Source organism: Streptomyces sp. NPDC054872 (assembly GCF_053610705.1).
In genome coordinates this window covers 40,851-53,888 of record NZ_JBSGYY010000043.1, presented here as the reverse complement: position 1 = coordinate 53,888, position 13,038 = coordinate 40,851, and the positions used below count along the sequence as shown (strand labels likewise).

The following is a 13,038-nucleotide window of genomic DNA, read 5'->3' as shown; positions in this document are numbered from 1 at the left end:
GAGAAGCACCATGTCCCACGCCACCCCCGACCCCTCCGCCGCCTGGCCCCACACGCCCGTCCGCGTGGGGCTCGTGGGTGCCGGCCCCTGGGCCCGCGCCATGCACGCCCGCATGCTGGCCGCCGGTCCCGAGACAACGCTCGCCGCGGTCTGGGCGCGCCGCCCCGAGGCAGCCGCCGAAGTCGCCGCGGCGTACGGTGCTCCGGCCGCCGCCTCCTTCGAGGAGCTCCTCGACATGTGCGAGGCGGTGGCCTTCGCGGTGCCTCCCGCCGTTCAGGCCGCTCTGGCTCCGCGCGCCGCGGCGGCGGGACGCGCCCTGCTCCTGGAGAAGCCGCTCGGCGCCGACCTGGAAGCCGCCCGCGCCGTCGCGGACGCCGTCGCCGAGCACCAGGTGATCTCGCAACTCGTCCTGACCAAGCGATACCACCCGGCCACCCGCGCCTTCCTCGCCGAAGCGGCGACGCGCGAGGTGACCGCTGCACGCTCGTGCTACCTCCACGGAGCCTTCCTGGAGGGCGACTTCGCCACCGCCTGGCGGCTCGAACACGGCGCGCTGCTCGACCTCGGCCCGCACATCCTGGACCTGCTCGACACCGCGGTCGCACCGATCGTCTCCGTACGCGCCACGGGCGACCCCACACGCTGGATCGAGCTGACCTGCGAACACGAGAACGGCGCGGTCAGTCAGGCGTCCCTGTCCGGCAGCGTGAACCTCCCACGCGCCAGGACCCGCGTGGAGCTCTTCGGGCCCGGTGAAGAACTGGTCTACGACACGGCCGACATCGACCATGAGGAGTGCTGGCCCATCCTGCGCCGCGAGTTCGCCACCGCGGTCCGTACCGGCCACGGCACGGGAATCGACGCGGCCCACGGCCTGCACATCCAACGGCTGCTCGACAGCGCCCGCGCGTAGACCCCGCGAACGTCGAGGCGCGGACGATCAGGAGACCTCACAAACCAAGGATCTCAAAACCAGGGACCTCACAAACAACGGACCTCACGAACCAGGGCGCCGCATCGTCGGACAGTTATCCGGAAGGGCAACTAGCCGAAAGAACTGGGGACTTCGATGCAGGACACCTCTGCCGAGGGTGCGCCCTCCCACGCGGGGACGGACGCGGCGGCCGTGACGGCCCGGGTCGTGAAGGGCCGAGGCACGGTCGCCCTGCTGCGGGTGGTGGCGGCCCTCGCCTGTCTGGACACCCTGGTGCAGGGCCTGCTGGCCGGGATGCTGCTGAACGGCGACGTGCAGTCGATCGACCCGCACGGTGTCAACGCCTACGTCTTCGAGCTCCTGGTGTGCCTTCAGGTCGCGTCGGCCGCCCTGTTGTGGCGCCGCAACCGCGGGCTGACGTGGCCACTCATGGCAACCATCGGCATCCTGCTGGCCACCTTCACCCAGACCGCCCTTGGCCTGGAGGGTTCGCTCGCCGCGCACGTCCTCCTCGGCGTCGCCCTCTGCGCGATGGAAACAGCGCTGGTGCTGTGGGCCTTCACGCTTCGGGTGGACCACTCGACCGCGCCCGCTTGAGCGACGCTACTTGGGCGGTACGTGGGTGAAGTGCTGCCGGATGCCGTCCTTGGCGTCGCTGTCGAGGAGGAGGCGCCATTCCAGACGTCCGCAGTTCGCGCAGACCAGCGCCGACGTCGGCACGGTCTCCCCACGGAGCGCCCCGAACTTCAGGCGTACCTTCGGGAGGGCCTGTCCGTAGTAGGCCTGCCCTTCGTACACCTCGCTGCCCCCGCAGCCCGTGCACACCCCGTGCGCCATTCCCGTCCCCTGCTCACTCATGGCCCCACCCTAGGCCCGGTGGCGCCCGGCCTTGCCGGGAGGGGCGCAGGTAACCCCGTGCTGCGCGGCTCACATGTGCGGGCCCATCGGTGGGACGCTGACTGCGGAAGGGTGGACGCCACGTGCCGTTGTCCGGTCATCGCCACCCCCAGGACGGGAGCCCTGCTGTGAGTACATTCGTGCTGATCCATGGTGCCGGCGACGTCGGCTGGTCCTGGCATCTGGTCGAGGCGGAGCTGCGGGCGCGAGGGCACGAGGTCGTGGCACCGGACCTTCCGGGTGACGATGACTCGCTGACGCTCGACGACTACGCGGATGCCGTGGTCGAGGCAGTCGGCGACCGTCGCGATCTCGTGGTCGTGGGCCATTCGTACGGCGCGTTCACCGCGCCCCTGGTCGCCGCCCGCCGTCAGGCCGAGGCGCTGATCCTGGTCGCCGGAATGATCCCCGCACCAGGTGAGACACCGGACGAGTGGTGGAGCAACACCGGCTACACCGAGGCCGCGCGACGCCAGGCAGACCAGGACGGCGGCCTCACCGGCAGCGACGACCCGCACGTCTCCTTCTACCACGACGTCCCGCACGCGCTCGCCGAGGAAGCGATGAGCAAGGAACGGGCACATCCGTCCTCGGCCGCGTCAGCCCAACCGTGGCCGCTCGCTGCCTGGCCGGCCGTGCCGACCAGGTTCGTGGTGTGCACCGAGGACCGTTTCCTTCCGCCGGAGTTCCAGCGGCGGCTCGCGCTGGAACGTCTCGACGTGACCCCCGACGAGATCGCGGCTAGCCACTGCGTCGCACTCAGTCGCCCCGGGGAACTGGCGGACATGCTGACTGCGGCAGCCAAGCACTGACGTCACTTCCTCGAAGAGCCGGAACCTGAGGGATGAGCGCACGCGCAACGGCTGGTATTACTGGGGCATGCAGGAAGAGACGGCACGCTCCGCGATCGACACGTTCATCTCCGCGTTCAACGCCTCGGACGACAGCTATGTGACTGCCCTGCTCTCCCAGGCACTGACCTCAGACGTGGTCTTCTGGGGGCCGTTGGGCCGCAGCGAAGGGATCGCGGCGGTCGAGCGGTTCGTGCTGGACATCCGGCGCCACCCGGCGGGGACCGGCACGATGGTGCGCTGCTCAGCGGTGGACATGCCTGACGAGTGGGCCCGGTACCAGTGGGTCTTCACCACGCCGGATGGAGGCCCCCGCCTGGCCGGAACGGACGTCGTCCATCTGCGGCGGAGCCTCATCGACCAGGTCATCGTCTTCGCGGGGGAGATCAAGCCGTCCGCCTCCTGAATCGTCCTTCTGTCACTGTCCTTCTCGTGAACGTGTCCCTTTCGGCAGTCCGGGGCTGAGGTTCGCGGTCGGTCAGGCTGCGGCGTTGAGGGGGCGTCCGCCCCAGCGGATGCCCTTCTCGCTGCGGATGCGGGCGCGTTCCTTGCGTTGGGCGCCAAGTACGTCGGGGCACGGACAGGGTCAGCCACCGCGCCTCCAGCGGTCGTACGGACGTCACCGCACATCCAACCGTCACGACCACCAACCCGGCGAACCTACGCGGTCACAGCACTAGGCGACCGTGAGCACGATCTTCCCGCGGATATGCCCTCGGGCGGCCCGTTCGTGCGCGGCCCGGGCATCCGCGAGCCCGAACGTGCTGTCGACCGCCACGCGGACCGTGCCGGCCTCGAGCAGGCGCCCCAGTTCGGCGAGCTGCGCGCCGTTCGAGCGGACCTGGGTGCCCGTGACCGTGACGCCCAGCTTCCGGGTCTCTTCCTCGTCGAACTCGCCGAAGAATACGGGGAAATGGGAGCCGCCTCGCTTGAGCGTACGCAGGAATCGCTTGCTGTCGGGACCGCCGACGGTGTCGAGAACGAGGTCGACGTCACGCACGACTTCCTCGGGGCGACTCTTGGTGTAGTCGATGAACTGATCGGCGCCGAGCTCGCGCAGGAACGATTCATGTGCGCCCGATGCCACCGCGATGACCTGCGCGCCCTTCCACTTCGCCAGCTGTAGCGCGAAGTGCCCCACGCCGCCCGCGGCGCCGTTGACGAGCACCGTCGTGTCGGCGCCGAGCGCTGTGGGACGGTGCGGTGCCGCCTGGAAGGGCGACGGGTGATCGTGTCCGAGGTCGATCAGGAACTGCCACGCGGTGAGGCCGGCCATGGGCGCCCCGGCGGCGTGCACGTGATCGATGCCGATCGGCTTGAGTGCCAGGTCCGACGCGGGCGCGGCCACGTACTCGGCATAGGTGCTGCCTTCAAAGCTGGGGAAGCGCAGGAGACCGAAGACTTCATCACCGACGGAGAAGCCGTGCACGTCCGGGGCCACGGCCTCGACGACGCCCGAGAGGTCCGTCCCCGGAATCACGGGCAGTTCGAACTTCGGCCTCGTCTCGGGAGGCAGGTTGGACATGCCGTCGCGCAGATACCAGTCGGGCGGGTTGATGCCGACCGCGTGGACGCGGACGAGTGCCTCGCCAGGCCCCGGTTCGGGCAGCGGCACCTCCTCGTAACGCAGAACTTCCGGGCCGCCGTGCTCGTGGAGCCGGATTGCCCTCATCGTGTGTCTCGGCATCGTTCTACTCCTGTTCACGCCGCGGGATACGCTTATACGGATCAGCGATCCACATAAATGGACCACTGATCCGAATATATGGACCAGTGATCCGGATAGTCAAGGGGACCCATGCGGGCCGACGCCAGGAAGAACCGCGACCACCTGCTCTCAGTAGCGGGCACCGCCCTCGCCGAGCAAGGCGTCGACGTGTCCCTGCGCGACATCGCGCGCAGGGCGGATGTCGGGCTCGCCACGCTGCTGCGGCACTTCCCGACGCGCGAGGCGCTGCTCGACGCCCTGCTCCGCACGAGCTTCGACGAACTGACGGCGAAGGCGTGCGCGCTCGAGACGTCGAGTCCGCCCGAGGACGCTCTCGTCTCCTGGCTCCGCGACTGTGTCGCGTGGACGACCGAGTACCGAGGCGTGACCGTGCTGATGGCAGCCGCCATCGAGGACGCCGAATCCGCACTGCACGCATCGTGCGTGACCTTGCGCGCGGCCGGTGCACGGCTTCTCACGCGTGCTCAGACGGCGGGCGTGGCGCGGAGGGACATCGATGGCGCCGATCTGTTCGCGCTGGTGGCCATGCTCGCTTGGACCGGCGATCAACCCTCGCTCGCGCCGAGCGCCGATCACCTCTTCGAGGTGGTGGTGAGCGCCATCCTGACGACGGCGCGGGGCGGCGATGCCGAGTAGGAACGTAGCTCTCGGTGCTCGCCCTCCGGGGGTGGCCGTCGCGCCTGCGGACCCGCGAAGCAGGCCCGCGGGTGCGGCACCCGCAGATCGCCCGGACTCCATCCCCACCCACCCGAGCAGGAGCCCGGATGCAATCCACCGTCGAACGTCTCACCGCGCTCGTTCCGCCTCCGGGGCCTCGCCGTCCACGGGACTGGGTCACCGTGGAGCAGCAACTCGGCACGGCCCTGCCACAGGACTACAAGGAACTCGTCGAGGCCTACGGAGGCGGAATCTTCGACGAGGAGATCTGGCTTCTGGACCCCGAATGCCCCGACAAGGACTACAACCTCGTTGACGAGGCCGGGGCGCGCGCGGAGATCCTGGCGAACTTGTGGGAAACCGAGCCCAGGCCACCGCAACTGCGGGAAGACGACGGGGCTCAGGTGCTGCCCTGGGCCTACAGCGAGGGCAGCGGCGCCATGCTGTACTGGCTGCGCCGCCCGGGACAGAGGCCGGAGGAGTGGACCACCCTGTTCAACGAGGGCCGTGGCCCGGAATGGGAGCACCACCCTCACCCCTGCACGCAGTTCCTCCTCCTGGTGCTCACCGGCGAAGCCGACACGGTCTACTTCGACGACTTTCCCCCTCAGCAGCACCAGTTCGACTCCAACGACGACGTCCTCTGACGTCACGGACGGCCCGTCGGAGTGCCTTGAGAGGCGATACAGCGGCAAGGGGGTTCACCAAGGCCGCACCCGGTCACCCCACCAGATCGGGCGAGCGCAGCAGCTGGGGCGGGATACCCCAGGCGTCGACTAGGTCGGTTGCGAGGGGGCGGATCTTGCGGCACAGGTCGTTCACCTCGCGGCGGATCGCCTTGGAGCGCTGTGTCGTCAGGCGGCCGTGTTCCATGAACCAGGCGCGGTCCGCCTCGATGGTGGAGAGGGCGAAGAGGTCGCACAGCAGCCCCAGTGCGACCTTGTTGTCGCTGTCGGGCAACTGGCGCATCTTGTCGACGAAGGCTTCGAGCACCAGCCGCTCCACGTGGGCGTGGGCCACCGCGATGACATGGTCCTGCACCTGGGAGAAGACGACGCCGGGGTGGGTCTTCTGGTCCATTCCGCGCTTGAGCCGACGTGCGACACCGGCGAGCATGTGCTCCTCGCGGAAGCGGAGCATGGCCAGTTGATACTCCGAGTCGAACAGGCCTGCTTCCTGGTCCCATTCGTCGCCGCCGGGCAGCAAGTCGCGTACCCGCTCGAGCAGTTTGTGGGCCGAGGTCTTCTCGATGACCGTTTCGACGGCGAGATTGGTGACGTAGCGGACCATGCCGAGCTGGTCCAGGTTCTCGAACTCGCTGGCGTAGTGGGTGAGCAAGCCCTTCGCCACCAGCTGGAGCAGCACGTGGTTGTCGCCCTCGAACGTCGCGAAGACGTCACTGTCGGCCTTCAGGGCGGCGAAGCGGTTGACGGCGAGGTAACCGGCACCCCCACAGGCCTCGCGGCACTCCTGGATCGTGCGGGTGGCGTGCCAGGTGCCAAGTGCCTTGGTGCCTGCGGCCCGTGCCTCCAGTTCCCGTCGGGCGAGTTCGTCGTCATTGCCGCCGGAGAAGACTTCGTGCAGCTGTGTGCGGACGACGTCCTGGGCGAAGTGCAGCGCGTAGGTGCGGGCGATGAGCGGGAGCAGCCGGCGCTGATGCATGCCGTAGTCGAGGAGCACCTGCTCCTCGGTGTCCGAGGCGGCCTGGAACTGCCGTCGGCGCTCGGCGTACTTGGTGGCGATCGCCAGGGCGACCTTGGCGGCGTTGATGGCACCGCCGCCGACGCTGACCCGCCCCTGCACCAGCGTGCCGAGCATCGTGAAGAATCGGCGGTCGGGGTTGTCGATCGGGCTCTGGTAGGCGCCCTCAGGAGTGACGTCGGCGAACTGGTTGAGCAGCGCCTCGCGTGGCACGCGTACGCCGTCGAACCAGATGCGGCCGTTGTCCACGCCGTTGAGGCCCATCTTGCGGCCGTCGTCCTCGATCCGGACGCCGGGGGCCACATCACCGTCGACACGGATCGGCACGACGAACGCGTGCACACCCTCGCGCTTTCCGTCCACCTCGAGCTGGGCGAAGACCACCGCCAGCTCGGCGTGCCGGGCCGCGTTGCCGATGTAGTCCTTCCTGGCCTCGTCCCCGCCGGTGGTGATGACGAACTCCTGGCTGTCGGCGTCGTATCGAGCCACCGTGCCGAGCGCCTGGACATTGGAGCCGTGTCCCGTCTCGGTCATCGCGAAGCACCCCATCAGCTCCCCGGTGATCAGGCGCGGCAGGTAGGCCTCGTGGTGACGCTTGGTGCCCAGGTGCAGGATCGCACCGCCGAAGAGCCCGAACTGCACGCCGACCTTCACCAGCACCGACAGATCGCCGAACGCGAGCGTCTCGAACGCGGCGATCGACGCACCGATGTCGCCGCCCCCGCCGTACTCCTTCGGAAAGCCCATGCCCGTCTGGCCCGTCGCCGCCATCTCGACGACGAGCTCACGCACCCGCTCGCGGAACTCGTCGAAGCCGAGCTCCTCCGCTTCGTCCAGTACGCCTGCGTACGTCGTCAGATTGGTGCGCACCAGATCGCGGACCTCGGCGTATTCGCCGTCGAGCAGCTCGGCGAGAGCCTGGATGTCGATGGTGGGCTGCGCGTAGCCGCTCGGGGAAGCAAAGGTTTCGGTGACCATGTCGCCCTGCTACCCGCGCGTAGGACGATCAAATCGGTCGCCTGGGCCATCTGCGCTGCCGCCGTTGAGGCCGCCCGACGGGCGGAGCCGTCGACGGGACGGCATCGTCAGTGGGGCGGTGCATGATCGGGCGTATGACATTCGGTTCACTCGACGCCCTGCGTACGCTCGCCCGCCACCACCTGTCCTCCGACGTCGCCGAGCGATGGGTGAGCCTGCTCCGTCCGGCTGCCGGGCTCGATGGTGCCGGGCTCGACGCGGCCGGGGGAGCGACAGCCGGGGGAGTGAGCACTGTGGTGGGCTGACTCGGTGGTCTGCCGCACCCTCGCCGCGCTGGACATCGACCTCCCATCCGAGGGGACGCTGTCGTTCTTCCATTTCGACGGACAGGTGGACGACGGCGACGCGCTGGTGCTGGTGGAGGATCGCGAGAGCTGGGCAGGCGCTCGCGCCCTGTACACATCCCCCGACGAGACGCCGGTCGAGCGTGCCGCGCCCCAGGGATTGCAGCCGTATCCGCAGCTACTGCTCACCGCCCGGCCCGGCCTGACCGCGGCCTAGCCCTGGCATCCTCGCCTCCGAGACGCCTTCGCCCCCGGAGCCCAGCTGGGAAAGCGCTACCAGAACCAATCGCAGTGCTCCGACCGGGGCACCAAATAGGCGGTCATGCGCACGCGAACCAGAACCTGGTGGAGATCGAGGTGGCCGAAGCGGTCCTCGGCGAGGCCACGGCCTGCGACGCCCTGGCGCTCGATCAGGAGATCAGCGAGTGGGTACTGCTGGCCCAGTTCGCCGGCGACGACGACGCCGCCATGATGTGGGGCGACGCCGGCACGCAGTACTGGCTCATCCGCCCCACAGACCTGGCCCAGCGCGCTTCGACCGGGCGATGTTCACCTGGCAGTGCAGCTGATCGGCAGGGCACTGTTCCGGCGCTTGGCGTTGACGGCGGGGAGCTGAGGCGGACAGGGGCGTGGGGGCGAGTTTGGGCTCAACGGCGTGGAGCTGAGGGAGACAGGGTCATTAGGCTGGAGGCCCCATCGTCCAGGGAGCAGTGTGCCGCCAGCCTTCGTCCACCGGATCACCAAGTACGACCCCGCCGACCGCGACGAGCGCGGTCACTACACCGGTGCGGAGGACACGGCCTGCGACCACGGGCCGGTCGAGGCGGCGTATCTGGCGGCAATAGCCGCCTTCGCGGCGGCCTCGGGCGTCGAGCGGCTGGAGATCCGCGAGCCCGCGGTCACCGGCTTCGTGCACTTCGGCCTGGAGCCGCCGGTCGAGGGGCACGGCCTCGCCGGGCTCTTCCCGCCCGACCTCACCGGCTTCCACGACGGGGCCGAGATCTCCCTTTCCGTCGCTCTGGAGCTGGTCCGGGCCATGCTCCGCGACCAGGGCGCCTGGTGTCGGCTGGAGGTGGAGGACGTGTTCACCGTGCATGTCGGGTGGGACCAGTACGTGTACGTGGGTACCGATCAGCCCTGCGGTGACGCAGTGGCCCGCACTCGGGAGCTAGGTCTCTTCGCTGAGCCGATGACGGCCTCGCCTTACGCTGCGAGCTTCGAGGAATCAGAGGTGACGGAGGCAGCCGACGAGGGCTTCTGGGCGCGTGTGCGCACGGAACTGGCCGCACGGAAGACGTTGCTCCTGGAGGAGGCTTTCGTCGGCAATGCCGCACGCTGGCACCGCCTCACGGCGGCCAACCTCGACGAGGTGCGCGCCGGTTTCAGCCCGCGCGCCCTGCTGACCGTCTGGCCCGACCTGGACCCTGATGTCGGCGCGGTTCTCGCGGCGCTGCCCGAGGAGGGAACGGTGGAGTTCGTCTGGGAGGCGCGGGACGGGAGGATCAGTCACGTGCTCGTCGATGACAGCGAGTACCAGGAGCTTGCCGCCCTGTCAGCCGGCATGCGGGCGGCCCTCGCCTTGCCCATGGACGTCGACGAACGTCATCCGTTGCTCTGTGCCGCTCTGCCCGACAGCGACGGCGTGCTGCGTGCCAGGTGGTGACCTGGTGTCAGCCATCGCTGGCGGAGAGCGCCGATCGGTCCGCAGTCCGCAGTCCGCAGCCCGGAGCCCGCAGCCCGTTCGAAGCCGCCTTCTCAGCTCGCGAAGTACCTGACCCCCCGGCCCCCTTGCGCCGGACGCGGCTGCTGTAGTCCGCTGGGCCGCATGGGGAAGAGGAGCATTGCCGCAATGACCGCCGCCCTCGTCGCGGGGTCCCTTCTGACAGGTGTGCCGCATGCCGGTGCGCAGACCGCCGGGCATTCCACCGAAAGCTCATCACCGCCGACCGGGTCGCCTCACGTTCCCGGGGTCGACCTGGACACGGTGACGATCCCGGAGTTACAGGCGCGCATGGGGGACGGATCGCTGACCTCGTCGGCGCTGACCAGGGCCTACCTGCGGCGCATCGCGCACGTCGATCCCAAGATTCACTCGGTGCTGCGCACCAGCCCGACGGCCCTGCGCCAGGCGGCGGCCAGCGATGTGCGCCACCGACGCGGGAAGACCCTTGGGCCGTTGGACGGTATCCCCGTTCTGCTCAAGGACAACGTGAACACCCGTGACATGCCGACGACGGCCGGGTCGCTCGCGCTCGCCGGGAGCCCGCCCGACGCCGACGCCGCGCTGGTGACCCGGTTGAGGAAGGCCGGCGCGGTGATTCTCGGCAAGACGAATCTGTCCGAGTGGGCCAACTTCCGTGCTGCGAAGCCGACATCGGGGTGGTCGGCGGTGGGCGGCCAGACCAAGAATCCCTATGTGCTCGACCGCAATCCGTGCGGATCGTCCTCCGGCTCCGCCGCCGCGCTCGCCGCGTCGTTGTCGCAGGTGGCGATCGGCACGGAGACGGACGGCTCCATCGTGTGCCCGGCCGGGATGAACGGTGTCGTCGGCCACAAGCCCAGCCTCGGCCTGGTCAGCCAGTCAGGCGTGGTGCCGATCTCCGCGGAGCAGGACACGGCCGGGCCCATGGCGCGCAACGTCATCGACACCGCGCTCACGCTCTCAGTGCTGAGCGAGCGCCAGAGCTCGCGAGACGGTGCCCGCTCCGGCTCCCTCCCGGACCGCCCAAGTCACCGCGGTTCGTCAGGCTTCCCGGCCGAGAACGCGACGGCTGACCAGGCGGCCCCCAGCCTCCGCGGCAAGCGGATCGGCCTGTGGCGCCTGCCCTCGCTGGGAACGGACGTGGACGCGGTGATGACCCGTACGGCGAAGAAGCTGCGCAAGGCCGGAGCGGTGGTCGTCGAGGTGACACCCCCGTACCAGGCACGGCTGGCCGAGCTCGAGTTCCCGGCGCTGCTCAGCGAGTTCCACCGGGACATCGACGCCTACCTCGGCACGCGCAAGGGGCCCCGTGACCTCGCCGAGCTGATCGAGTTCAACCGCGCTCACCCCGAGGAACAGACCTGCTTCGCCGGACAGGAGTTGTTCGAGCAGGCCCTCGCCGCGCCGCCCACCACCGACCCCGATTACCGGGCGATGCGCGCCGAACTGAAGGACCTCTCACGGCGCTCCATCGACGAGACCATGTCCGCCCACCGCCTGGACGCCATCGCCGCGCCCACGAATCCGCCCGCCTGGACCACCGACTGCGCGCGCGGCGACAACGACGTCATCCCCTCCTCCACCCCGGCAGCCGTTGCCGGATACCCGTCCCTCTCGGTGCCCGCCGGGTCCGTCAACGAACTGCCGGTCGGCCTGCTCCTGATGGCCGGCGACCGCCAGGACGCCAAACTCCTGTCCGTGGGGGCCGCGGTGGAGGACCGGCTGAAGGCCTGGCGAGCACCGCGTTACCTGCCGACGGTCGGGTCCGGTGCGCCGCAGCAGTGAGGCGGCAGGGGGAGTGGGGTCACCGGCCAGGAAGGGCTACTTGGTGGGCGTGGGGATCCTCCAGGTGACGAGCGCGGCCGCGGTGAGCCCGGCGACGGCCAGGCAGCCGGCGGTGAGGAACGGGTCGGTGCCGTCCAGGGCGGGAGCGAACCCGACGCCCACGTAGAGAGTGATCCCGGTGGCACCACCCAGTTGGTCGGCGGCTCGCTGGACACCGGAGGCGATGCCCGCGTCGTCTTCGGTCACTCCGGTCACCGCGATGTACTGCAGCCCTACGAGCCCGAAGCCCATCCCGGCGGCGATGAGCAGCATCGCCGGAATCAGGGCCGGGCTGCCGTAGCCGCGGCAGGAGACCAGAGCGATGACTGCCATCGCCAGCATGGTGAAGCCGATCCCCGCCAGGACACAACTGCGGGCGCCCCACCGCTCGACGAGGCGAGGAACCAGTACCGACGCCGCGACCAGGAACACCGCCAACGGCAGCATGGTCAGGCCGGCTTGGAGCGGCCCGGTGTCCAGGCGGTCTTGCAGGTAGTACGTGAACAGCAGGAAGGAAGCGGACAGCGCCGCGCTCAGCAACGCGGTGGCGAGGTTGGCCAGGATGCGCGGCCGGTTGTGGATGATGCGCAGTGGCACGACCGGGTTACGTGAACGGCGCTCGGTCCTGATGAACAGGGCCCCGGCCGCCACCGCACCGGCCAGCGCCGTCGGCGGCAGCCAGGGCAGGGGGCTGTCCGCCTTCCCGGCCTCGACCACCCCAAGGGTGAACAGCAGCGGAGCGGCGACCAGCAGGAGCGAACCGAGAAGGTCCACCGGTGACGAGCCGGCCGGTCGTTCACCCGGCACGAGCAAGACCACCGCGGCGATCACGACCGCGACGAAAGGCACGGACACCAGGAAGATCCACCGCCAGCCCAACAGCTCGATGATGATGCCGGAGAGTGCGAAGCCGAGGACGAGACCACAGCTGGCGACGGCCGCCCACACGCTCAGTGCCCGGGACCTGCGCGGCCCCTCGGGGAACAGGAGGACGATCACTGACATCGCTGCCGGAAGCGTGATCGCCTCGCCAACTCCCTGCAGCAACCGGGCCGTTACCAGCAGGGCGAGAGAGGGAGCGAGTCCGGCCATCAGGGACGCGGCTCCGAAGAGAGTGGTGCCGAGCAGGAGAATGCGGCGCCTGCCAAGGACGTCGCCCAGCCGGCCGCCGAGCATCAGCAGCCCTCCACCCGTGATCGTGTACCCGACCACGACCCAGGTCAGTGCGTGACCGTCGACGCCGAAGTCGGCGCCGATCGAGGGCGGGGCGACGTTGACGACGGTCACGTCGACCGCGATGAAGAACTGCAGCATGGCCATGCAGCACAGCAGCAGCCACGCACGCGCCGGGGCCGTCCGGCCCCGGCGCGAGAAGAGAATGCCTGAAAACACTGAGTGCTCCGTTACTCAGGGGGAGTTCG

General features: G+C 69.5%; 14 protein-coding genes and 1 pseudogene. 11 read left to right on the top strand and 4 right to left on the bottom strand.

The window, feature by feature from the left end; genetic code table 11:
• Nucleotides 1-10: 10 nt before the first annotated feature.
• Both ACWGIH_RS36460 and ACWGIH_RS36455 read left to right on the top strand, forming a co-directional pair.
• Nucleotides 11-913: a Gfo/Idh/MocA family protein gene (locus tag ACWGIH_RS36460; RefSeq protein ID WP_453449344.1), complete on the top strand. Its 903-nt coding sequence runs from the start codon at nt 11-13 to the stop codon at nt 911-913.
• Between the two features lie 156 nt (nt 914-1,069).
• Nucleotides 1,070-1,531: a hypothetical protein gene (locus ACWGIH_RS36455; protein ID WP_453449343.1), complete on the top strand. Its 462-nt coding sequence runs from the start codon at nt 1,070-1,072 to the stop codon at nt 1,529-1,531.
• Nucleotides 1,532-1,537: 6 nt separating this feature from the next.
• Here ACWGIH_RS36455 and ACWGIH_RS36450 read toward each other — a convergent pair whose 3' ends face one another.
• On the bottom strand, nt 1,538-1,792 hold the full coding sequence (locus tag ACWGIH_RS36450) for a hypothetical protein (RefSeq protein ID WP_453449342.1): 255 nt from the start codon (nt 1,790-1,792) through the stop codon (nt 1,538-1,540).
• Nucleotides 1,793-1,959: 167 nt separating this feature from the next.
• Here ACWGIH_RS36450 and ACWGIH_RS36445 point away from each other — a divergent pair, with 167 nt between their 5' ends.
• Both ACWGIH_RS36445 and ACWGIH_RS36440 read left to right on the top strand, forming a co-directional pair.
• Nucleotides 1,960-2,643, top strand: a complete 684-nt coding sequence (locus ACWGIH_RS36445) for an alpha/beta fold hydrolase (protein ID WP_453449341.1) — start codon at nt 1,960-1,962, stop codon at nt 2,641-2,643.
• Between the two features lie 67 nt (nt 2,644-2,710).
• On the top strand, nt 2,711-3,088 hold the full coding sequence (locus ACWGIH_RS36440; RefSeq protein WP_053663874.1) for a nuclear transport factor 2 family protein: 378 nt from the start codon (nt 2,711-2,713) through the stop codon (nt 3,086-3,088).
• Nucleotides 3,089-3,358: 270 nt separating this feature from the next.
• Here the strand turns inward: ACWGIH_RS36440 and ACWGIH_RS36435 are convergent, their stop codons facing one another.
• Entirely contained in the window at nt 3,359-4,369 is a 1,011-nt protein-coding gene (locus tag ACWGIH_RS36435) for an NADP-dependent oxidoreductase (protein WP_453449340.1), read from the bottom strand.
• A 111-nt stretch (nt 4,370-4,480) separates the two neighbouring features.
• Here ACWGIH_RS36435 and ACWGIH_RS36430 point away from each other — a divergent pair, with 111 nt between their 5' ends.
• Complete coding sequence (locus tag ACWGIH_RS36430) at nt 4,481-5,047, top strand: TetR/AcrR family transcriptional regulator (protein WP_453449339.1); 567 nt, start codon at nt 4,481-4,483, stop codon at nt 5,045-5,047.
• 128 nt (nt 5,048-5,175) lie between these two features.
• Nucleotides 5,176-5,715 carry an SMI1/KNR4 family protein gene (locus ACWGIH_RS36425; protein WP_453449338.1) on the top strand — a complete coding sequence of 180 codons (540 nt, stop codon included), beginning with the start codon at nt 5,176-5,178 and terminating at the stop codon, nt 5,713-5,715.
• A 73-nt stretch (nt 5,716-5,788) separates the two neighbouring features.
• On the opposite strand, the gene ACWGIH_RS36420 is transcribed toward ACWGIH_RS36425, so the two are convergent.
• Nucleotides 5,789-7,747: an acyl-CoA dehydrogenase family protein gene (locus ACWGIH_RS36420; protein ID WP_453449337.1), complete on the bottom strand. Its 1,959-nt coding sequence runs from the start codon at nt 7,745-7,747 to the stop codon at nt 5,789-5,791.
• A 134-nt stretch (nt 7,748-7,881) separates the two neighbouring features.
• Between ACWGIH_RS36420 and ACWGIH_RS36415 the strand changes: the two genes are divergently transcribed.
• The 5 genes and pseudogenes from ACWGIH_RS36415 (at nt 7,882) to ACWGIH_RS36395 (ending at nt 11,578) form a co-directional block, all read left to right on the top strand.
• A complete protein-coding gene (locus tag ACWGIH_RS36415) occupies nt 7,882-8,052 on the top strand; it encodes a hypothetical protein (protein WP_453449336.1) in 171 nt (56 codons plus the stop codon).
• Nucleotides 8,053-8,056: 4 nt separating this feature from the next.
• Complete coding sequence (locus ACWGIH_RS36410) at nt 8,057-8,308, top strand: hypothetical protein (RefSeq protein ID WP_453449335.1); 252 nt, start codon at nt 8,057-8,059, stop codon at nt 8,306-8,308.
• 74 nt (nt 8,309-8,382) lie between these two features.
• Nucleotides 8,383-8,562: pseudogene (locus tag ACWGIH_RS36405) on the top strand (YwqG family protein); the annotation flags it as partial.
• Between the two features lie 241 nt (nt 8,563-8,803).
• Complete coding sequence (locus tag ACWGIH_RS36400; protein ID WP_453449334.1) at nt 8,804-9,754, top strand: RNA-binding protein; 951 nt, start codon at nt 8,804-8,806, stop codon at nt 9,752-9,754.
• 186 nt (nt 9,755-9,940) lie between these two features.
• Nucleotides 9,941-11,578: an amidase gene (locus tag ACWGIH_RS36395; RefSeq protein WP_453449333.1), complete on the top strand. Its 1,638-nt coding sequence runs from the start codon at nt 9,941-9,943 to the stop codon at nt 11,576-11,578.
• Nucleotides 11,579-11,614: 36 nt separating this feature from the next.
• On the opposite strand, the gene ACWGIH_RS36390 is transcribed toward ACWGIH_RS36395, so the two are convergent.
• Nucleotides 11,615-12,937: an MFS transporter gene (locus ACWGIH_RS36390; protein ID WP_453449377.1), complete on the bottom strand. Its 1,323-nt coding sequence runs from the start codon at nt 12,935-12,937 to the stop codon at nt 11,615-11,617.
• Nucleotides 12,938-13,038 lie beyond the last annotated feature (101 nt).